The sequence below is a fragment of the Rhodococcus triatomae genome (assembly GCF_014217785.1).
Lineage (GTDB): Bacteria > Actinomycetota > Actinomycetes > Mycobacteriales > Mycobacteriaceae > Rhodococcus_F > Rhodococcus_F triatomae.
In genome coordinates this window covers 2,621,282-2,640,126 of sequence record NZ_CP048814.1, presented here as the reverse complement: position 1 = coordinate 2,640,126, position 18,845 = coordinate 2,621,282, and the positions used below count along the sequence as shown (strand labels likewise).

The window sequence follows — 18,845 nt, the reverse complement described above, 5'->3', positions numbered from 1 at the left end:
TATCCGGGCGGGTGAGGAATGCCCGCCGAGACTCTCGCGTGCTCGGTCCGCGGCTATCCGCGCCGGTCGCGCCAGGCATCGCGCAGCGGGCGAACGGTGACGCCCATTTCTGCCCGTGCACGGCGGCGGAAGACCAGAACTCCGGTGACGGCGATTGCCCAGATCACATATTGGACACACCACGCGACCCGGAAGGACTCGAACGTGTAACCGCCCATCGCATCGAGAATCAGGCCCATCGACTGGAGCACGATCAGGGTCGCGAGGAACCCACCGCTGTTCACCAGCCCCTGCGCTGTGCCCATGCTCGTCGACGGCACCATCATGCGAGCGAAGTCGAAGCCGATCATCGATCCCGGGCCTCCCACCGAAATCACGATCACCAGCAGGCACAGCAGCCACATCGGCGCAGGGCCGGGCAAGGCGAGCACGACCGCCCACATCACCGCGCTGCTCGACATCACGGTGAGCACCATCAGTGACCGGCGCATCGGATAGCGACCGCTGAGGATCCCGATGACGATTCCCGACGTGATGGCTGTCACCACCGACAGCGACAGCAACGCGCCCGCCGCCGTGGCAGACAGGCCTTGCGCCGACATGAGGTACGGGACTCCCCACAGAAGCGCGAAGGTGGTGATCGAGAACTGGGTGCCCATGTGGGTGAAGAATCCGAGGCGGGCCCCGTGGTTGGCGAAGACCGCCCGCACCTGACGGCCCACCTCACGCAGGCCGGCCGGTGCGGCGATCACCGCCAGACCGGGCGGCGAATTGCGCACCACCGCGAGAGACAGCACGAATGCCAGTACACCGAGGGCCGCGGCCGACGAGTACGCGGTCGTCCACCCGGCATCGGCGAGCAGAATCGTGAACGGGACGGCGGAGAGCACCTGTCCCAGCTGCCCGGTGATACCGGTCAGCTGGGACACGAGGGGGACGCGCCGCGGTGCAAACCATTGCGGAACCAGCCGCAGCACCGCGATGAAGGTGAAGGCGTCCCCGGCACCGACGAGCACCCGGGCCGCGATCGCGACCGGCAGCGACTCGGTGAGAGCGAGGGCAAGCTGGCCGGACGCCATCACCACGGCTCCGGTGGAGATCATGGCGCGGGAGCCGAAGCGATCCAGCAGGACGCCGGCCGGGATCTGCATTCCGGCATAGACCACGATCTGGAGGACCACGAAGCTCGAGAGCACGCCGGGTCCTGCCGAGAATCGTTCCGAGGCCGCCAGACCGGACACTCCGAACGAGGTGCGGTGGAGTACCGCGACGACGTAGGCGAAGACGCCGACTCCCCACACCCACCAGACCCGGTTCATACCGAGCTGAGCTTACGACAGGGCGCCGCCCTCACGCAGACGCTCGACCACCTCGGGGCCGTATCGGTACGCCCGGAAGACCGAGTTGTTCGCGCCCTGTGACGAGTCGAGTCCCACACCGGCACCGAAACTGCCGAAGTACGGGATCACGTACTCCCAGACCACCTCGCGATCCGGCGTCACCTCGAAGATGCGGCCGAACGAGCCTTCGGTGATGAGGGTGTTGCCGTTCGGAAGTCTCTGGGCGCTGGACATGTAGGGGCTGTAGAAGTTCTGGGGTGGGTTGTCGGTGTAATCCCACACCACGGTGTTCGTTTCCGGATCCACCTCCACCGCGCGCGAGTACGGGTAGCTCACGGAATCGCGGAAACTACCGTTGTCGAACACCAGAATGTTGCCGTTGTCGAGTTCGTGCGGATAGTGCTGTTGGGAGACGACCGGTGCGGACAGCTGCCACTCGACGTCTCCGGTCGCCCGCGCGACACGCACCACGGTGGACGCACTGCGGAAACCGATCAACAGGTCTCCGGACGACGTTTCACTCACCGTGTTCGCCATCGGCCAGTGCTCGCGGGCGAAGTGCGCGTCGAGCGGCGCATCCTCGAAGGCCAGCCGCTCCGCCGCCGACCATCGCCACACCACGTCTCCGCTCCAGGTCATCTCGACGACCACATCGGCCCAGATCGATCCGTCCGGCGCCTCCGAACCCGGGACACCGCCCCGCACTCGACGTGCGGTGGCCTCGTCCAGTCGCTCGACGGTGAGGACCGCGAGATTTCCGTTGGCGAGGAGGACCGCATCGTGGTGGTGGTAGGGATGTCGCACTTCGCGCAGGATCGAACCGTCCGGCGCGACCTCGGCCAGCACGCCACCGTGATACACGCCCCAGATCGGGAACAACGTCGGTCCGTCGACGTCCTTGCCCTGGTAGAAGAGGTTGCCGTCGGGAAGCAGGCGGGCATGTCTGCCGGGCGGGTAGGGGAGGTCCCACTCGTGCACCACCTGCCCCTCCATGTCCACCAGGTACACCCGCCCCTGTTCGGCGATCGGAGCGAACAGGGTGTATCCCTGCCACGCCCGCGCCGGATCGTGGGCGATCAGCCCGACTCCCCTGCGACGCAACGTGTTCTGATCCACGTTCGTGCCCGATGCCATCGTTTCTGTCCTACTCGTTTCTGTCGTCGTCATAGGCCACCGCTCCTCGTATCCTCGTATCGTCCGGTCCCGGTCACGCACTCTGTCGGCGCTCCGTGATCCCTGCTTCCGCACAGCGCGCGACATGCCGCTGCTCCGTGGTTTTCTCGCCCGTCTGCGCGCTCAGGGCCGGTCGAGGGTGACCGCCCCGGCGTCCACGTTCTGCAGTGGGGAAGGGTGTATCGCGGCCCGGACCGCATCGGGGCCGGTGGCGCTCCGGATCCCCAACGAGTCCACGGCCCAGCTCGCTTCGTCGTCGAGTGAGTCCACCAGCTCGCGATCGAGGCCGATCTCCATGCGGTAGAGGGGCCACAGGTCCGCAGCTGCATCCGCCGAGATCGATCCGTTCGACCCCGCGACCACCGAAGCGCGTGCCGCGGCCTCGTCGGATTCGACGCGTTGCTGGGCTGCAAGCAGCGCACGCAACACCGATTCGATCACGGTGTCGTCGACGTCGGGGCCGGCGACGAGGATCGTCGCGTTCCGGTAGCCGTCGAAGACGAAGTCCGCATACTGCCCACCGAGCAGAGACTCCGTGGTGCCGTAGAAACTGGGAAAGGTCACGCCCGCGTCGATGTCGCCCGCGGCCAGGGACTGGGGTACCTGGTTCGGCGCGAGATTCACCAATTCCACGTCGGACTCGGCGAGCCCGGCGGACTCGAGCACAGCGCTGACCAGGTACTGGAGATTCGTCCCCTGGGCCAGGCCGATCCGTTGTCCACGCAGATCCGCAGGTTCGTCGATTCCCGAGTCCCGAGTGGTGAGCACCCGCCACCCGCTCCCCCGTGAGAGTGAGCCCACCACACGGATGTCCTCACCGGCGAGAATCCCCGTGACCGTCGGGAGATCACCGACGGTCGCGAGGTCGGCCTGACCACCGAGCACGGCGTTGAGTGCGTCGCGGCCGGTCTGGTAGACCTGCAGATCGACATCGAGGGACTCGGACGCCCACAGGTCGTCGTGGTCGGCGACGAACAGTTGCGCGGCACCCACGTAGTCACTACCGGCGATGCTCACCCGGTTCACGGAGGGATCATCCGGTTGCGACGAGCCACACGCGGTGGCGGCCAGTGCCGCTGCCGTCACGAGGGCTCCGAATGCGAGACGAGATCGAATCATGTTCGTTCCTTGGAAGAGTCGAGAATTCGGCGAAAGGAGTGCTGTGGTTCCGACGAGCCGCCGGGACAATGTGCCGTCAATGTCCTCCGAGTCGGGCGACGATCCGGGATCTGACGTCGGCACGCCGGGCGTCGTCGGCACCGAGGAGATCGATGTCGGCGACGATGCGCCCTGGGGCGCTGTCCATCAACAGGATTCGCTGTGACAGAAACAATGCCTCGTCGACGTCGTGGGTGACGAACACGACCGTGCGCCCCGTCTCGGACCACAACGTCAGCGCCAGCTCCTGCATTCTGGCCCGGGTGATCGCGTCGAGTGCGCCGAACGGTTCGTCCATGAGGAGTACGTCGGGCTCCGCTGCCATCGCCCTGGCGATGGCCACCCGCTGCTGCATCCCGCCGGACATCTCACCGGGCATCTTGTCGGCGGCGTCGGAGAGGTGCACCGCGGCGAGGGCCTGCCTGGCGCGGTCGCGGCGCTCGGCGCGGGGCAGCTGCCACCGTTCGAGCGCGAACTCGACGTTCGCCGTCGCCGTCATCCAGGGCAGCAGTGCGTACTGTTGGAAGACCACGGTGCGATCCGGTCCCGGTCCGGTGATCGGATTCCCGTCCAGCTCGGCAGATCCTGCCGACGGCGGCACGAACCCGGCAATGACGTTCAGCAGGGTCGACTTGCCGCAGCCGCTCGGGCCGAGTAGCGCGGTGAACGAGCCGGCGCCGAGCTCGACCGAGGTTTCGGCGAGTGCCCGCGTGCGTCGGCGGGACTTCGTGGAGGTGTAGGTGACCTCCAGCCGGTCGAGTCGGACTCGGCCGGGTGCCGGATCGGCGGTCTTCCCATGGTCTTTCATGATGCGCTCCAGGTGATCCACCGGCGCCCGGCTGCCGCCAGCACCAGGTCGGCAGACGCGCCGAGTGCACCGAGCACGATGAGCCCGACGAACATCCGATCCGTCTGCAGGAACTGCCCGTCGACCTGGATGCGATAGGCGATCCCGGTCTGCGTGCCACCGAGTTCGGCGGCCACCAGAGCCAGGAAGGCGATGCTGCTCCCGTACCGCAGCGCCGTCACGACGGACGGGGCCGCCCCGGGCAACAGCACTTTCCGGAAGGTGCGCACCCGGCCGACACCGAACATCCTCGACACTCGCAGGTATAGCGGAGCCACCCTGGCGACCCCGTCGTGCACGTAGAGCCAGACCGCGAGGAACACCGCGTACGCGATGACGATTCGCTTCGCGTCCTCACCGATACCGAACCAGGCGGTCGCGAGCGGCACGAGTGCGATCACGGGGATCGGTCTGAGGAACGAGACGACCGGGGACACCACGCGCGCGATCGGGGTGATCCGGCCCGAGACGAACCCCACGCCGACTCCGAGCGTCGCACCGATCGCGAAACCCGCTGCGGCACGACCGAGACTCGCCGAGAGGTCCGTGGTGAGGACGCCCTCGTTCCACATCGCCCGCGCGGCGTCCCAGGTCTCGATGGGGGTGGGGAAGAGCGCTCGGCTGACCACCCCGCTGACGGCGACGGCCCACCACAGCACCAGGACGACGGCCAGCGCGGACAGCGGGGGCCAGACCTGGTCCAGCAGAATTCGGGCACGGCCCCACCGGATGGATGAGGCGTCACCACGGACGGAGCGAGTGCCCGCATTCTCAGCGGGTTCCACGCCCGTCGGTGCGGGTGGTGTCGTCGTAGGCATGAACCCATGATCATTGACGACGTCAATAATAGGAAGCCGTCAGCCTGTTACGATCATGTTGATTCGAAAGAGCCTCGGCCTGCGGCTAATGACGTAGTCTATGGAAGTTTCGCGCCTGTTCGGGCGCTCGAGAGCCACGGAGGTTGCCGCATGGGGAGAGCACCCACTCCGGAGGGAGTGGCGGTCGGGGAACGGATTCGTCTCCTCCGCAAGAAGGCCGGGCTCTCGTCCGGCGCGCTCGCCGAGCACTGCGGAATCTCGCAGCCTTTCCTGAGCCAGCTCGAACGCGGCGTCGCGACTCCCAGCCTCACCACTCTCTATCTCCTCGCGGACACCTTCGGTGTCCACCCGGGTGCCCTCCTCGAGAACCGGCCGCAGGCGCCGGTGAGCGTCACGACCCCGGCCGACCGTCAAGTGATCCGCGTCGGCGAGGGCAACCACCAGATGGCGCGCGCACTCATACCCGGCGGTCTGGACACGATGCTCGAGGCCTACGAGCACACGTTCGATCCCGGTGCCGGAGACCGCGACTGGTTCGAGCACCCCGGGGAGGACTTCATCTACGTGCTGTCCGGAACCGTGGAGTTGCAGCTCCGAGGGCACGACCCGGTCCTGCTGACCGCGGGTCAGACCGCTCTGCACACCGGTCTGGTCCCGCACCGCTGCGTCCTCGTCGGGTCCCGGCCCGCCCGAACGATTCTCGTCTCCCGGCACGGGTAGTCCGCCGAGCCGAGAAGCTACTCCCGCCCGAACGACACCCAGCTCGGGTCCGCGGACCGGTGCCCCACCGTCAGGTCGGCGAGCTCGTCCAGGCGGGCGATCTGCTCCGGTGTCAGTGCGACATCGACGGCGCGCGCATTCTCGGCGACCCGCTCCGCGAACCGGGTGCCCGGAATCGGCACGACGGGCAGGCCCAGTTGCCTGCCCTTCTCGTAGAGCCACGCGAGCGAGACCTGCGCGGGAGTCGCACCGGCCTCGGCGGCGACGGTCCGGACGATCTCGAGAACCTTCGCATTGGCCGGTATCGCGTCGGGCGCGAAACGCGGGAAGCGATGGCGCAGATCGGATTCCCCGAGCGCTGCCGGGTCGTACGAGCCCGCCAGGTATCCACGTCCGACCGGCGAGTACGGCACGAACCCGATACCGAGCTCGGCGGCCGCCGGGACCACATGGTTCTCGACGTCGCGGCTCCAGATGCTCCACTCGCTCTGGATCGCCGCGATGGGATGCACGGCATGTGCCCGGCGCAGCTCGTCACCGGTCGCCTCGGACAGGCCGATGTGGCGCACCTTGCCCGCCTGGACGAGTTCGGCGATCGCGCCGACCGTGTCCTCCACCGGAACATTCGGATCCACCCGATGCAGGTAGTACAGATCGACGGAGTCCACACCCAGCCGTTCGAGCGACTCGTCCAGGTAGGTCGCGACGTGCGACGGAGATCCGTCGATACCCCGCCGCCCGGTCGCGATGTTGCCGACCAGCCCGAACTTGGTCGCCAACTGCACTTCGTCACGACGCGTCTTCAGGATCTCCCCCACCGCACGCTCACTGGCTCCCTGGCCGTAGACGTTCGCGGTGTCGAGGAAGGTGACCCCGATGTCGAGGGAGTGATGGAGGGTCGCGAGTGCCTCGGCAGGATCGACGGGGCCGTAGACCGGGGCGACGGACATCGCGCCGTAGCCCTGGGCACTGACGACCAGCCCGTCGCCGAGTGGGACGGTGTCGACGACGGCGGAAGCGCGGGAAGCGGAAGGAACAGTCATGGCTCGATCCTTCCGCACGGTGCCGTCGGGAACACGGGAGTAAATCACGGCGATCTTTATCGGCGACCGTCCCGCGCCACCCCCGTGACACGCCGTTCGAGCAGGTCTCCGACCTCGCAGTCGAGCGCGTCACAGATCGCGACCAGGGTCGAGAACCGAATCGCCTTCGCACGATCGTTCTTGAGGACCGAGAGGTTGACGAGGCTGACTCCGACGATCTCGCTCAACTGCGTCAGGGTCATCTCCCGCTCGGTCAGCAGGATGTCGAGCCTGCAGTGGATGACACTCGCCGGCACGGCACCGGGATCCGCCGCGTCACTCACACGAGCCCCTCGGCGTCTTTCTGAAGCCGCTCACCGGCCTGGAACGCCATTCCGATGACGGCGAGCGCGAGCGCCACGAAGACCGGGGCCCAGTCGACGGCGAACGTGACGTTGTCGTACGTGTAGTCGCTGAGCGCCGCGAATGCCCCGTTCACCCCCATCGTGCCGAACATCGCAACGGCGAACCATCCCGCGGTCACGATGACCGATGACGCGATGATCATCCGGGTATTCGTACGACTGAACGCAATTCCCCTGGCCAGGTTGCGGCACAGCACCACTCCGCAGCCGACCAACGCGAGCACGGTGGCCGCCACCGCGATGTGCGCCAGGATCAGGGAGACCAGCGTGATGCCGGCCATCCCGGACACCTGGACCGTCGCCGTGTCGATGACGGCGTCGACCGGCGCGCCGTCCGGGCCGACGGGGAGCGGTGCCCGCATGTCCACGAACGGAACCTGCACGGCCACATCCTTGTTCGGCAGGATTCGGGCGATCTCCCACACCGCGTCGGCCAGGGCAGCCACCGCGACGACGAGTCCCCCGACCACCGTGAACACGAGCCCCCACCGGTCACTGCGGGTGAGGATCCCGCTCGACGTACTCGACTCGGCCATGGAGGGGCCTCCACTCTCCTCGACTTATCGCTTGTCGATAAGAACATAACGAATATCGATAACTCGAGCAAGCGAGACACCGGCCTCCTCGTCATACCGCTCGCCTCGTCGTGAGAGCATCCTCATCGGGGACGGGGACGGGGACGGGGACGGGGACGGGGACACAGGGGACGACGCGTGAAGCGAACGCAGCGGAAGCGGGCAGGCCGGCCCGACATGGACAGTGGCCCGATCGGCCCTGAACGGACGCGCCCACTGCCCACTCCGCGGGGGTGGTGGATGTGGACGACGACGTGGTCGCGCGGCATCCTCACCGGGCTCGGCGTCGTCATGGTCGTCGCCGTGATGTTCTCGGTGATCGGGACCGGAGAGTTGGCGTCTGCTCTGCCGGCACTCGGGGTGGGGGTACTCGTGCTCCTGGCGATGCCGGAGAGCGTCGCGACCCGTGACTCGGATCTCACCCATGTCGTGGAGGGTTCCGTCGACCCGCGAACCGGAAGGACCTCGCAGTCCCGCCGAGACCGCGACACACTCGACACCGGCGACACCGAGAGCGGCACCGTGATTCCCTATCGGAGCCTGACGGTGGCGCAGTACGCAGGGACAGGGGTGCTCTGCCTACTCGTTGTCACACCGTTCCTGATCTACCTCCTGGTGAAAATCCGACAATCCGGAGGCGAGGTCCTGCTTCTGCTCTTCCTGGTTCTGGTGCTGGTGATCGTCCTGTCGGCCGGATCGAGTCTGGCCTCGGTCAGTCGCAAGATCCTGGCCGAAGGGCAGAGCCTGACGTTGACCGAATCGGGGATATATCTGGCCAGTCCGCTGTACAGCGGCTACATCGCCTGGGACGACCTCGTGGAGGTCCACGCTCACCAGGCCAAGACCGGGCTCGAAATCCACCTCCGCGCGCCCGGGGCCGTCCGCAGCCTCCGGCCTCGTGGTCGACGGGGTCTCCGGACCCGTGGTCGACAGAGTCTCCGGACCCGTGGTGGCGACCGCCCGATCCACTCGATCGGGAAGCTGAGAGTGTCGGCGCTCGCGCACCGCGTCGCCGGCAAGACACTGTTCTACCTGCTCGACGACCTCCATCGCCATCCTCACCTCCGGAGCCGGCTCCGTGGTGGCCAGATCGTGGACCACATTCGCGTCATCGCATCGCACGTCTGACCTGCCGCCCGGCCGGTGACTCTCCTACTGTGGAGTGCATGGACTTCGACTGGATCAGTCTCCAGCGCACCGCCCGCGACGAGTTCGGGGCCCGAGTCGCGATGATCGTCCAGTGGAGCGGCCCGACACCGGACACCGACTGGACCGTCACCGACCTGGTGCGGCATGTCGTCGTCGAGCAGCAGTGGGTGCCACCGCTACTGGCCGGAAAGACCGTCGACCAGGCCCGTTCGGACGTGGCGTCGCTGCACGGCGACCTGCGGGCGGAATGGAACCGATATGCGCACGCCGCATCGCTGGCGTGGGAGGAGACCGACCTCCAGGCGCCCGTGCACCTGTCGTTCGGCACCTTCCCGGTGGAGTACTACCTCCGGCAGCAGACCTCGGACATCGCCGTGCACGCCTGGGACCTGGCCCGCGCCGTCGGCGCCGACGAACGGCTGGACCCCACGCTCGTGGAGGCGGTGTGGCGCGAGCTCGACGGCCAGCGGGACATGCTCGCCGACAGTGGCCTCTTCGGCGATCCGGTGCCGGTCGAGGACGACGCACCACTCCAGGATCGACTCCTCGCGCTCACCGGCCGAAATCCACGCTGACCTCGCGAATTCGCGCGTCCGCACGCAAACGTCGGCAGAACGGGCCAGACTCGGTGTATGAACACCGAACACGACCACGACATCAAACCGCGCAGTCGCGACGTCACCGACGGTCTCGAGAAGACCGCTGCCCGCGGAATGCTCAGGGCAGTGGGGATGGGCGACGAGGACTGGGGCAAGTCCCAGATCGGGGTCGCGTCGTCGTGGAACGAGATCACCCCCTGCAACCTGTCGCTCGATCGACTCGCGAAGGCGGTCAAGGACGGCGTGCACGCGGCGGGCGGTTACCCGCTCGAGTTCGGCACGATTTCGGTGTCCGACGGCATTTCGATGGGACACGAGGGGATGCATTTCTCCCTCGTGTCCCGTGAGGTGATCGCCGACAGCGTCGAGACGGTGATGCAGGCGGAGCGACTCGACGGCTCCGTCCTGCTCGCGGGATGCGACAAGTCCCTTCCCGGAATGCTCATGGCAGCAGCTCGTCTGGATCTCGCGAGCGTGTTCCTGTATGCCGGGTCCACCCTCCCCGGCATCGCGAAACTGGCGGACGGAAGCGAGCGGCAGGTCACGATCATCGACGCGTTCGAGGCCGTCGGTGCCTGCTCGCGCGGGTTGATGAGCCGAGAAGACGTGGACACGATCGAGCGGGTGATCTGCCCGGCCGAGGGCGCCTGCGGCGGCATGTACACCGCGAACACGATGGCGAGCGCGGCCGAGGCACTGGGCATGTCGCTCCCCGGCAGCGCGGCACCACCCGCCTCCGACCGTCGCCGGGACGGGTTCGCCCGGCGTAGCGGCGAGGCGGTCGTCGAACTCCTGCGTCGGGGGATCACCACCTCCGACATCCTCACGAAGGAGTCGTTCGAGAACGCGATCGCGGTGGTGATGGCGTTCGGTGGTTCCACCAACGCCGTGCTGCACCTGCTCGCCATCGCCCACGAGATCGACGTGGACCTCACTCTCGACGACTTCGCCCGTATCGGCGGGCAAGTGCCGCACCTCGCCGACGTCAAGCCCTTCGGTGCCCACGTGATGACGGATGTGGACCGGATCGGCGGGGTGCCGGTGATCATGAAGGCCCTCCTCGACGCCGGTCTGCTCCACGGCGACTGCCTCACCGTCACGGGCCGGACCATGGCCGAGAACCTCGCCGACATCGCACCCCCGGACCCGGATGGAAAGGTGTTGCGGGCGTTGAGCTCACCGATCCATCCGACGGGCGGGATCACGATCTTGAAGGGCACCCTGGCCCCCGGCGGCGCTGTCGTGAAGTCGGCGGGATTCGACTCGCACGTCTTCGAGGGGCGCGCCCGGGTCTTCGACGGTGAGCGTGCCGCGATGGACGCACTCGAGAACGGCACGATCACACACGGCGACGTCGTCGTGATCCGGTACGAGGGCCCGAAGGGTGGCCCCGGTATGCGGGAGATGCTCGCGATCACCGCGGCGATCAAGGGCGCCGGCCTGGGCAAGGACGTCCTCCTCCTCACCGACGGCCGGTTCTCCGGCGGTACCACCGGCCTGTGTGTGGGTCACGTCGCACCGGAGGCCGTCGACGGCGGCCCGATCGCATTCGTCCGCGACGGCGACACGATCCGGTTGAACGTCGCCGACGGAACCCTCGACGTCCTGGTCGACGAGAAGGAGCTCACCGCGCGCGGGCAGGGCTGGGCGCCGCTGCCCCCGCGCTACACGCGGGGCGTGCTCTCCAAGTACGTCAAGCTGGTCGGATCCGCCTCCCAGGGAGCCGTCTGCGGATAGGACCCTCGATCCGCGGGCTGGTTTCCGGCCCGCGGATCAGGAGGCGCTGACCGCTCGTGGTTCCCCGGCGCGCCACAGTTCCCGGTAGACGTCGCTGCCCGCGAGCAACTCCTCGTGGGTTCCGACGGCGTCGACCACTCCGTCGGCCAGGACGACGATCGAATCGACCCCCGTGACGGTGGACAGCCGGTGCGCGATGACGATCACCGTGCGCCCGGCGATCAATGCCGCGAGCGCTTCCTGGATCTTCGCCTCCGTCTCCAGATCGACCGACGCGACGGCCTCGTCGAGAATGAGGATCGGCGAGTTCTTCAGCAGGGCACGGGCTGTCCGCGATCGAGAATCGGATCGAGCGCGCGACCGGATAGGACGGTCAGATCGGTCGGAAGCCCGCGCCCGGGCCGCCGCTGCCGTTCATGTGATGCATGATCAGGTCGAAATTGGTTCCGATCTCCGGACCGATGCACGGATACAGGAAGTAGGCGTTCACCATCGCCACCAGCGTCGTGCCCACCACCAGCGGTGAACCGGAATCACCCTCGACCACACAGGCCTGAGTCCACGTCTCCTGGGTCTGCATCAGATCGCCCCACACCACACCGCAGGTGTTGCCGGTCGTCCGCCCCTCCTTGCATCCGATCTGAGGGAACGCTGCGGGCGGCCCCACGTGCGTGATCGTCACGTTGCCGACCCGGTTGACCGGGACCACCTTGGCAGGATCGAACTGGATCACGGCGTAGTCCAGGTCGTAGTTCGCGGCGACGAAGGTGCCGACCACACCGGAATCCGGCTTGTACTCCGGAACGACCGTCGACCCCACTCGGCCACAGTGACCGGCGGTCAGCCCGACGAGGCGACCCGCGTTGTCGTGACCGATCGTGGTGATCGAACACACCAGCTCGTCGTCGATGACGATGCCCGACCCGCCACCGAGAACCGCCGGAGCAGGCGCCGCGACCGCCGTTCCACCCGCCATTCCCCCGAAGACCAGGGCCGTGGCCCCGATGACGGTCGCGACCCACCTGAAAACGTGCCTGCTGAGCATCTCCCTGCCCTCCGTCGATCCCGACACCGCGTGTTTCTACAGCGTGTCACCCACGGAGACCGTTGGTGGACGTTTTACGCATCGTCCGAGGCAGAAGCACCGGCTGCACAGAGTCCCTCAATCGGCTGCGCAGTATCACTCAATCGGCTGCGCCGAGCGCCTCGAGGGCTGCGCGAGCCTCCTCGAGCTGCCGGCTGAGCTCCTCCACCTTGGCGGCGGCACTCTCGCGGGCGACGGCGAGGATCGACTCGACGGCATCCACCGTCGCAGGATCGCCGAGCTCACGCACCGCTCGTTCGACCGCATCCGCGGTGACCGGTGTCGACTTCGCCGGCCGCTTGGCGCCCGGAGTCACGGCGACGCTCCACTCTCCGTCGGCACCCGCGTGGATGGTCACCGCCACCGCGGCGGGTGCCTTCTTCTTCGCCGGTGCCCGCTTCCGCGGGGCCGGCGGCTCCGCGGAGGACGCCGCGACAGGGGCAGCGGAGGAGGTACGCGGCTTCGGGGCGGGCGGCGGCCCCGGCTCGATACCCTGGTGAACCGCCAGTTCGGTCTTCGTGCCGCCGGCCTTCGACGCAGCCCGTGCAGGGGTGGCACCGGCCGCGGGCTTGGGCCGGCTCGCCAGCAACTCCTCCGCCTCGAAGGGCAGTTCGTCGTCCACACCCTTGGGTCGGATCACCACCGTGTTGCCCGACACCGACAGGGCCTTGGCGGACGTGCCCGCCTCGAGACCGAGACTCGGCATCGCCTCGCGGAGATAGACGGTGGACCGGCGCCCCTCGGCGATCGCGGCGGCCAATGTCGCGAGGTTCTCGGCGGTGAGCCCGGAGGCGCCGGCTCGGGTGCGGGGCGGCATGTCGAGTCCTTTCGGGTGTTCAGGAATTCGCGCACACTCTTGCACACGGCACCGACGCGGGCACGACACCGCCCCGACTCGGCGCCGTCCCGCACACGATGCCCGGCCGAGTGTGCGAGATTGCATCCAGTGCACGACGCACGCCGACGCGCGACCCCGCCGCGGTGCGCCCGATCGAACGGAGAGGCGATGGAGCCGAGGCCCGACGAGCCCGTGAGGCCGGAGTTCGATCCACACGTTCTCGGCGAGATCCAGGAGGAACTCGAGGAGTTCCTCCTGGGTGGCCCACGCAAGTACACCCAGGACGAGATCGCCGCGCTCGCCGGCGTCCCGCGTGAACGCGCGGACCGCCTGTGGGTCTCGATGGGATTCGCCGTGGACGCCGATCCGGATGCCCGGATGTTCACCGACGGGGACGCGCGGGCACTGCGCTCCATCGTCGAGTTCGTCGAGCGTGGCGTGCTGACCCCCGAGGGAGAAGTGGCCGCGGCGCGGGCGCTGGGGCAGGCGATGTCGCGGATCGCCGAATGGCAGGTGTCCCTGCTCAGTACCCACATCCTCGAGGAGCTGGCGGGATCCGGGGTCTCGGAACCCGCGCAGATCCGCGCGCACGTCCACGCGCTGGCCGCCGAGGTGATCCCCGCCGTCGAATCACTCCAGTCATACGTATGGCGACGCCATGTCGCGTCCACCACGGGCCGCAGCGTCGGAAACCCCACGGACGAGGTCGCCAGCCGCACCCTCGTCGTGGGTTTCGCCGACATCGTCGGGTACACGTCGCTGACTCGGCGGCTCGGGGCCCGCGACCTGTCGGATCTGCTCGAACGCTTCGAATCCGTGTCCACCACCGTCATCGCCGGCCACCAGGGGTGGGTGGTCAAGACGGTCGGCGACGAGGTCATGTTCGCCTCCGAGAACCCTGCCGACGCGGCCGAGATCGCGCTGCGGCTGCAGGAATCGGTCCTCACGGACGAGACCGATCCCGGCCTGCGGGTCGGGCTGGCACTCGGCCCCGCCCTGGTCCGGTACGGCGACCTCTACGGCTCGGTCGTCAACACCGCCGCTCGGCTCACCAGCGCGGCTCGGCCGGGCGCGGTCCTCGTCGACGAACGGATGGCCGACGAACTCGCGGGCGAGCCCGCCTATCTCCTCAAGCAACTGCGTCCCCGCCGCGTGCGCGGTATCCGACGGCTGGAACAGTTCGTCCTGCGCCGACGGCCCTGACCACGCCGGTTCTGCGTGCGGTCACTCAGCCGGAAACTGCTTCTGCACAGACTCTTTCGAGCTCCCCCACGACGGCGTCGAGCGGCGACGAGCTGCGCTGTGCCTGCGCCAGCACCAGGGCACCCTCGAGAGCGCCGACCACGAGCACGGCGACCGTCTCCGCCCGGTCGGGGCCGACGCCCTCGCCCACGAGCTTGCTCGCGATCACCGCACACCAGGATTCGAACGCCACCCCCGCGATGTCCCGGGCGCCGCGCTCGTTCCCCAGTGCCGCCGACACGATCGGACAGCCCACGGCGTAGTCGCCCGACTCGAGCCCCCGGCGCCACAGCTCCACCAGCGCGCGCAGGGCGGTCGCCGTGTCCCCCGAGTCGAGAACCCTGCCGATCCCGGCACCGAGCCGTCCGGCGGCATCGCGCGTCGCCTCCTCGACGAGCTGCGCCTTCCCCTCGGGGAAGTGGTAGTAGATCGAGCCTCGCGGCGCACCGCTGCGTGACAGGACGTCCGCGAAGGAGGTGGCGGCCACTCCACGCTCTCGGAAGAGCGCGATCGCGCTGTCGATCATCGCCGCGCGGGCGCCGGTCCGATCCTGCTGCCTGGTCACCTGCATCCGCCTCTCGGTTTGCCGCACTACTGATATGTATGTTGTCATACTTAATATCGGCGAGGTACCGGGATCGCCGACACCGAGTTCACCCGACACCGTGATCACCCGACACCGATCAGCGCAGCCCGGCAGCCGCACCGAGGAGCATCATGACCGAGATCATCGCCCCGACCCACCCGTTCGACTCGGCGATCGATCTCACCCCGGCAGAGGACGGGGTCTTCGCCGGCCACACCTCGGCGGCGTTCGCGAACATGGTGGGCCCCTTCGGCGGCATCACGGCCGCCACCCTGCTGCGCGCCGTCCAGCAACACCCCGACCGGCTCGGCGATCCACTCTCGCTGACGGTCAACTACGCGGGACCCGTCGCCGAGGGCGCATTCGAGATCACGGCGCGCGCCACCCGCACCAATCGCACCACCCAGCACTGGTCGCTGGAACTGACGCAGGCCGGTGTCCTCACCACCACCGCGACGGCGGTGTTCGGCATCCGCCGCGAGACGTGGGAATCGACCGAGTCGGAGATGCCACGCGTTCCGGCCCCCGACGCCGTCGAACCCTCGCCGTTCCCGGAGTTCATCGCCTGGGCCCGCAACTACGACATGCGGTTCGTCGAAGGCGCTGTGCCGAACGAGGACTCGGGCGAGAATCCGGATTCGACGTCGACCCTGTGGGTGCGCCCCACCCCGGCCCGCTCGTTGGACTACCCGGCCCTGGCCGCACTGGCGGACGTGTTCTTCCCCCGCGTGTTCCTGCGCCGCGGCCGGTACATGCCCGCCGGCACCGTCTCGCTCACCGTGTACTTCCACGGCAATCCGGAGGCGCTCGCCACCCAGGCGGACGAGCCCCTCCTCGGCACTGCCAGGACCGGACGATTCGGCAACGGGTACTTCGACCAGTCCGCCGAACTGTGGGGCCGCGACGGGGCACTGCTCGCCACGTCGCACCAGCTCGTCTACTTCAAGGACTGACGGCACGCATCCGCGTTCCGTCGACCGCCCACCGGTGTCGGCACACTGTCACATAGTTTCGGCCCAACGAAACCAGTGTGACACCGTGCCCGACAACCTGTTTCGGCACAATGTCACATTGTTTCGATCTGACGAAACCGGTGTGACATTGTGCCAGCGGCAGGCGGCAGGGCGAGCGGCAGGCGGCAGGGCGAGCGGCAGGCGGCAGGGCAGGCGGCAGGCGAGCTACCGCACCCTGCGACCGCCCTCGCGCATCCGGCGCGCCGCGAGGAAGTCGTCGACGATCTCCTCGCACGCCTCGCGTCCCAGCGGGGACAGGGTGGCCAGCCGGGTGAACACCAGGGGGCCGATCAGCTGGGCGAGCGCCAGGTCGTAGTCGTGTTCGCCGAGCACCTCGAGCCCCTCCGGGGTGCGCAGGATCCGATCGAACGCCTCGCGGTACTGCTCGACCACCGTGCGGCGCAACGTGCGCAGTTCGCGCCGGTCGGCCGCGCTCGACTCCCCACCACCCGACTCGGACGCCGCGGCGCTCGAATAGTCACCGAGTGCCGGTCCGAGCCCCAGCCAGCACATCGCGGTGACGTGCATCGGCGCGTTCTCGATGAGCCGCGCCTGCCCGACGAGGAGTTCCACCAGCCGCGACCGTAGATCACCGGTCTCGGGAACGACCGGCGCGGGCGGCACCAGACGGGCGAACGCCGCCGCGACGAGCTCGGTCCCACTGGCGAAGTGCCGGTAGAGGGTGGCCCGGGCGACGCCGGCCTCGTGGGTCACGGCGTCGATCGTCACCGCATCCGTCCCGCCCTCGGCCAGCAGCCGGGTCGCCGCATCGAGCAGCCGGGTCCGCGAACGCGCCCGCCGTGGATCCTCGTCGACCATTCGCGTCCCCGTCCTGCCGCAGCCCTTGTGAACCGTTAGTCTACATACGATACTGTCAGTCTCGTTTCGAGTCCGGACACCGATCTCGATTCCCCGAGAGCAGTTTCTCGACGACAGTTCGATCCCCGACCGGAAGGCGAACGGCGTGCAGCAGGCCATGGCACAGGAGCAGGCGAAATCGACCAGATGGACGTTCGGCCAGGTGTGGATGCTGCTCGTCGCGTGCGGCGGGGTGGCACTGGTCGTCGCCGCGATGGCCGCGCTCAACACCGCGCTCCCGGATCTGGCCCGCGACACCGGGGCCACCCAGACGCAACTCACCTGGATCGTCGACGGCTACACGCTCACTCTCGCCGCCCTACTGCTTCCGGCGGGCGCGCTCGGCGACCGGTACGGCAGACGGGGCATGCTCATCGGGGGCTTGGCCGTGTTCGCTGCCGCCAATGCCGTTCCGCTGTTCGAGGATTCACCGACCTGGATCATCGCCGCCCGCACGGTGGCGGGCATCGGGGCGGCATTCGTCATGCCCGCGACGCTGTCACTCCTCACCGCCGGGTTCCCACTCGCCCACCGCGGCCGGGCCGTCGGAATCTGGTCGGGCGTGGCCGGATCCGGAGCCATCGCCGGTCTCGTCGTGTCCGGCGCCCTGCTCGAGAGGTTCGCGTGGACGTCCATTTTCGCCGGTCTGGCCCTGGTCTCCGCGATCCTGCTGATCGCCTCGTTCACGATTCCGTCGTCGAAGGACTCGGATGCGACACCTCTGGATCTCCCCGGCGCGGCGCTGATCTCCGGAGCCGTCGCACTGTTCGTGCTCGGCACCATCGAGGCGCCGCATCGCGGGTGGCTCGACCCGATCGTTCTCGCGTTGCTGGTGGGCGGCGTCCTCGCCGCCGGGCTGTTCGCACTCGTCGAATTGCGTACCAGGCAACCGCTTCTCGACGTCCGGCTGTTCGCCAATCGCGCCTTCGGATCGGGTTCGGCCTCGCTGGCCCTGCAGTTCTTCGCCACGCTGGGCGTCTTCTTCTTCACGGTGCAGTATCTGCAACTGGTCCTCGACTACTCACCACTGCAATCGGCACTGGCCATGGCCCCGATCGCGGTGCCGATCCTGGTGCTGTCGGTCCTCATGCCGCTCGCGATCCCGTACACCGGCCTGCGCGTGCTGCTCGCCACCGGCGCGGCGATCCTCGGTGTCGGGCTGCTCCTGATGACTCGGCTCGACATCGACTCCTCCTACGCCGAGGTGGCGGTGCCGCTCTTCGTCGCCGCCCTCGGCATCGGCCTGTGCACGACGCCGGCCACCACCGCGATCGTGGCGAACACCCCCGACCACAAACAGGGGGTCGCGTCGGCGGTGAACGACGCCTCCCGCGAGATCGGCTCGGCGATCGGAATCGCCCTGGCAGGCAGCATCCTGGCCGCGGGCTACGGCCGCAACGTCCAGGAGGCCGTCGACGCCGTGCCCGAGCCGGCCAAGGAAGCGGTGCACGGATCACTCGCATCCGCGCTCCAAGTCGCGGACATGGCGGGCCCGCGGGGCGCAGAACTGGCGGAGTTCGCTCGCGAGGCGTTCCTGAAGGGGATGGACGAGGCATCGATCGTGCTCGGCGCGGTACTGATCGCCTCTGCCGTCGGGCTGGCCTTCTGGGCTCCGGGCCGCGAGCCGCGGAACTGACCTCTTCCGCACGGACTCGGCGCTA

General features: G+C 68.3%; 20 protein-coding genes. 7 read left to right on the top strand and 13 right to left on the bottom strand.

All coding sequences use genetic code 11. From position 1 onward, the window contains the following. Positions 1-53 precede the first annotated feature (53 nt). The 5 genes from G4H71_RS12440 to G4H71_RS12420 form a co-directional block, all read right to left on the bottom strand. The gene (locus tag G4H71_RS12440) at positions 54-1,319 is read right to left on the bottom strand and encodes an MFS transporter (protein ID WP_072737145.1); all 1,266 of its coding nucleotides are present in this window, start codon (positions 1,317-1,319) and stop codon (positions 54-56) included. Positions 1,320-1,331: 12 nt separating this feature from the next. Continuing rightward, positions 1,332-2,474 carry an aryl-sulfate sulfotransferase gene (locus G4H71_RS12435; protein WP_072737146.1) on the bottom strand — a complete coding sequence of 381 codons (1,143 nt, stop codon included), beginning with the start codon at positions 2,472-2,474 and terminating at the stop codon, positions 1,332-1,334. A gap of 162 nt (positions 2,475-2,636) precedes the next feature. Further along, the gene (locus tag G4H71_RS12430) at positions 2,637-3,632 is read right to left on the bottom strand and encodes an ABC transporter substrate-binding protein (RefSeq protein ID WP_072737147.1); all 996 of its coding nucleotides are present in this window, start codon (positions 3,630-3,632) and stop codon (positions 2,637-2,639) included. A 76-nt stretch (positions 3,633-3,708) separates the two neighbouring features. Beyond that, the gene (locus tag G4H71_RS12425) at positions 3,709-4,479 is read right to left on the bottom strand and encodes an ABC transporter ATP-binding protein (RefSeq protein ID WP_072737285.1); all 771 of its coding nucleotides are present in this window, start codon (positions 4,477-4,479) and stop codon (positions 3,709-3,711) included. Continuing rightward, complete coding sequence (locus tag G4H71_RS12420; RefSeq protein ID WP_083342979.1) at positions 4,476-5,336, bottom strand: ABC transporter permease; 861 nt, start codon at positions 5,334-5,336, stop codon at positions 4,476-4,478. The genes G4H71_RS12425 and G4H71_RS12420 overlap by 4 nt, the downstream gene beginning before the upstream one ends. A 150-nt stretch (positions 5,337-5,486) precedes the next feature. Between G4H71_RS12420 and relB the strand changes: the two genes are divergently transcribed. Further along, positions 5,487-6,056, top strand: coding sequence for a type II toxin-antitoxin system RelB family anti-toxin (gene relB, locus G4H71_RS12415; protein ID WP_072737148.1), 570 nt, complete (start codon positions 5,487-5,489; stop codon positions 6,054-6,056). 17 nt (positions 6,057-6,073) lie between these two features. Here relB and G4H71_RS12410 read toward each other — a convergent pair whose 3' ends face one another. The 3 genes from G4H71_RS12410 to G4H71_RS12400 are packed head-to-tail and all read right to left on the bottom strand — an operon-like array spanning position 6,074 to position 8,039. After that, positions 6,074-7,099, bottom strand: a complete 1,026-nt coding sequence (locus G4H71_RS12410; protein WP_072737287.1) for an aldo/keto reductase — start codon at positions 7,097-7,099, stop codon at positions 6,074-6,076. 56 nt (positions 7,100-7,155) lie between these two features. Next, positions 7,156-7,422 (bottom strand): helix-turn-helix domain-containing protein, encoded by a 267-nt coding sequence (locus G4H71_RS12405; protein ID WP_072737149.1) that lies wholly within the window; start codon positions 7,420-7,422, stop codon positions 7,156-7,158. Next, on the bottom strand, positions 7,419-8,039 hold the full coding sequence (locus tag G4H71_RS12400) for a DUF2975 domain-containing protein (RefSeq protein ID WP_072737150.1): 621 nt from the start codon (positions 8,037-8,039) through the stop codon (positions 7,419-7,421). Before G4H71_RS12400 ends, G4H71_RS12405 begins: the two co-directional genes overlap by 4 nt. A gap of 279 nt (positions 8,040-8,318) precedes the next feature. On the opposite strand from G4H71_RS12400, the gene G4H71_RS12395 reads away from it, so the two are divergent. Genes G4H71_RS12395 through ilvD form a run of 3 tightly spaced genes read left to right on the top strand, consistent with a single transcriptional unit; the run spans position 8,319 to position 11,563 of the window. After that, positions 8,319-9,206 carry a hypothetical protein gene (locus tag G4H71_RS12395; RefSeq protein WP_072737151.1) on the top strand — a complete coding sequence of 296 codons (888 nt, stop codon included), beginning with the start codon at positions 8,319-8,321 and terminating at the stop codon, positions 9,204-9,206. 38 nt (positions 9,207-9,244) lie between these two features. Then, positions 9,245-9,802 (top strand): TIGR03086 family metal-binding protein, encoded by a 558-nt coding sequence (locus G4H71_RS12390; protein WP_072737152.1) that lies wholly within the window; start codon positions 9,245-9,247, stop codon positions 9,800-9,802. Positions 9,803-9,859: 57 nt separating this feature from the next. After that, on the top strand, positions 9,860-11,563 hold the full coding sequence (gene ilvD, locus G4H71_RS12385; protein WP_072737153.1) for a dihydroxy-acid dehydratase: 1,704 nt from the start codon (positions 9,860-9,862) through the stop codon (positions 11,561-11,563). A gap of 36 nt (positions 11,564-11,599) precedes the next feature. On the opposite strand, the gene G4H71_RS22390 is transcribed toward ilvD, so the two are convergent. From G4H71_RS22390 to G4H71_RS12370, 3 genes are all read right to left on the bottom strand, one after another. Further along, positions 11,600-11,788 (bottom strand): hypothetical protein, encoded by a 189-nt coding sequence (locus G4H71_RS22390; protein WP_217631309.1) that lies wholly within the window; start codon positions 11,786-11,788, stop codon positions 11,600-11,602. 148 nt (positions 11,789-11,936) lie between these two features. After that, positions 11,937-12,608 (bottom strand): S1 family peptidase, encoded by a 672-nt coding sequence (locus G4H71_RS12375; protein ID WP_072737154.1) that lies wholly within the window; start codon positions 12,606-12,608, stop codon positions 11,937-11,939. A 139-nt stretch (positions 12,609-12,747) separates the two neighbouring features. Then, positions 12,748-13,464, bottom strand: coding sequence for a DUF6319 family protein (locus G4H71_RS12370; protein ID WP_072737155.1), 717 nt, complete (start codon positions 13,462-13,464; stop codon positions 12,748-12,750). A 189-nt stretch (positions 13,465-13,653) separates the two neighbouring features. On the opposite strand from G4H71_RS12370, the gene G4H71_RS12365 reads away from it, so the two are divergent. After that, on the top strand, positions 13,654-14,688 hold the full coding sequence (locus tag G4H71_RS12365; RefSeq protein ID WP_072737156.1) for an adenylate/guanylate cyclase domain-containing protein: 1,035 nt from the start codon (positions 13,654-13,656) through the stop codon (positions 14,686-14,688). A gap of 25 nt (positions 14,689-14,713) precedes the next feature. On the opposite strand, the gene G4H71_RS12360 is transcribed toward G4H71_RS12365, so the two are convergent. Continuing rightward, entirely contained in the window at positions 14,714-15,298 is a 585-nt protein-coding gene (locus tag G4H71_RS12360; protein ID WP_072737157.1) for a TetR/AcrR family transcriptional regulator, read from the bottom strand. A gap of 146 nt (positions 15,299-15,444) precedes the next feature. On the opposite strand from G4H71_RS12360, the gene G4H71_RS12355 reads away from it, so the two are divergent. Further along, positions 15,445-16,266: an acyl-CoA thioesterase gene (locus G4H71_RS12355; RefSeq protein ID WP_072737158.1), complete on the top strand. Its 822-nt coding sequence runs from the start codon at positions 15,445-15,447 to the stop codon at positions 16,264-16,266. A gap of 225 nt (positions 16,267-16,491) precedes the next feature. On the opposite strand, the gene G4H71_RS12350 is transcribed toward G4H71_RS12355, so the two are convergent. Further along, on the bottom strand, positions 16,492-17,145 hold the full coding sequence (locus G4H71_RS12350) for a TetR/AcrR family transcriptional regulator (RefSeq protein WP_072737159.1): 654 nt from the start codon (positions 17,143-17,145) through the stop codon (positions 16,492-16,494). Between the two features lie 157 nt (positions 17,146-17,302). Here G4H71_RS12350 and G4H71_RS12345 point away from each other — a divergent pair, with 157 nt between their 5' ends. Continuing rightward, a complete protein-coding gene (locus G4H71_RS12345) occupies positions 17,303-18,820 on the top strand; it encodes an MFS transporter (protein ID WP_072737288.1) in 1,518 nt (505 codons plus the stop codon). Positions 18,821-18,845: the final 25 nt, after the last annotated feature.

Excerpts from the sequence above, each read along its gene's own strand:
- G4H71_RS12440 (WP_072737145.1), bottom strand. The coding sequence starts at position 1,319 with ATGAACCGGGTCTGGTGGGTGTGGGGAGTCGGCGTCTTCGCCTACGTC.
- G4H71_RS12435 (WP_072737146.1), bottom strand. The coding sequence starts at position 2,474 with ATGGCATCGGGCACGAACGTGGATCAGAACACGTTGCGTCGCAGGGGA.
- G4H71_RS12430 (WP_072737147.1), bottom strand. The coding sequence starts at position 3,632 with ATGATTCGATCTCGTCTCGCATTCGGAGCCCTCGTGACGGCAGCGGCA.
- G4H71_RS12425 (WP_072737285.1), bottom strand. The coding sequence starts at position 4,479 with ATGAAAGACCATGGGAAGACCGCCGATCCGGCACCCGGCCGAGTCCGA.
- G4H71_RS12420 (WP_083342979.1), bottom strand. The coding sequence starts at position 5,336 with ATGCCTACGACGACACCACCCGCACCGACGGGCGTGGAACCCGCTGAG.
- relB (WP_072737148.1), top strand. The coding sequence starts at position 5,487 with ATGGGGAGAGCACCCACTCCGGAGGGAGTGGCGGTCGGGGAACGGATT.
- G4H71_RS12410 (WP_072737287.1), bottom strand. The coding sequence starts at position 7,099 with ATGACTGTTCCTTCCGCTTCCCGCGCTTCCGCCGTCGTCGACACCGTC.
- G4H71_RS12400 (WP_072737150.1), bottom strand. The coding sequence starts at position 8,039 with ATGGCCGAGTCGAGTACGTCGAGCGGGATCCTCACCCGCAGTGACCGG.
- G4H71_RS12395 (WP_072737151.1), top strand. The coding sequence starts at position 8,319 with ATGTGGACGACGACGTGGTCGCGCGGCATCCTCACCGGGCTCGGCGTC.
- G4H71_RS12390 (WP_072737152.1), top strand. The coding sequence starts at position 9,245 with ATGGACTTCGACTGGATCAGTCTCCAGCGCACCGCCCGCGACGAGTTC.
- ilvD (WP_072737153.1), top strand. The coding sequence starts at position 9,860 with ATGAACACCGAACACGACCACGACATCAAACCGCGCAGTCGCGACGTC.
- G4H71_RS12375 (WP_072737154.1), bottom strand. The coding sequence starts at position 12,608 with ATGCTCAGCAGGCACGTTTTCAGGTGGGTCGCGACCGTCATCGGGGCC.
- G4H71_RS12370 (WP_072737155.1), bottom strand. The coding sequence starts at position 13,464 with ATGCCGCCCCGCACCCGAGCCGGCGCCTCCGGGCTCACCGCCGAGAAC.
- G4H71_RS12365 (WP_072737156.1), top strand. The coding sequence starts at position 13,654 with ATGGAGCCGAGGCCCGACGAGCCCGTGAGGCCGGAGTTCGATCCACAC.
- G4H71_RS12360 (WP_072737157.1), bottom strand. The coding sequence starts at position 15,298 with ATGCAGGTGACCAGGCAGCAGGATCGGACCGGCGCCCGCGCGGCGATG.
- G4H71_RS12355 (WP_072737158.1), top strand. The coding sequence starts at position 15,445 with ATGACCGAGATCATCGCCCCGACCCACCCGTTCGACTCGGCGATCGAT.
- G4H71_RS12350 (WP_072737159.1), bottom strand. The coding sequence starts at position 17,145 with ATGGTCGACGAGGATCCACGGCGGGCGCGTTCGCGGACCCGGCTGCTC.
- G4H71_RS12345 (WP_072737288.1), top strand. The coding sequence starts at position 17,303 with ATGGCACAGGAGCAGGCGAAATCGACCAGATGGACGTTCGGCCAGGTG.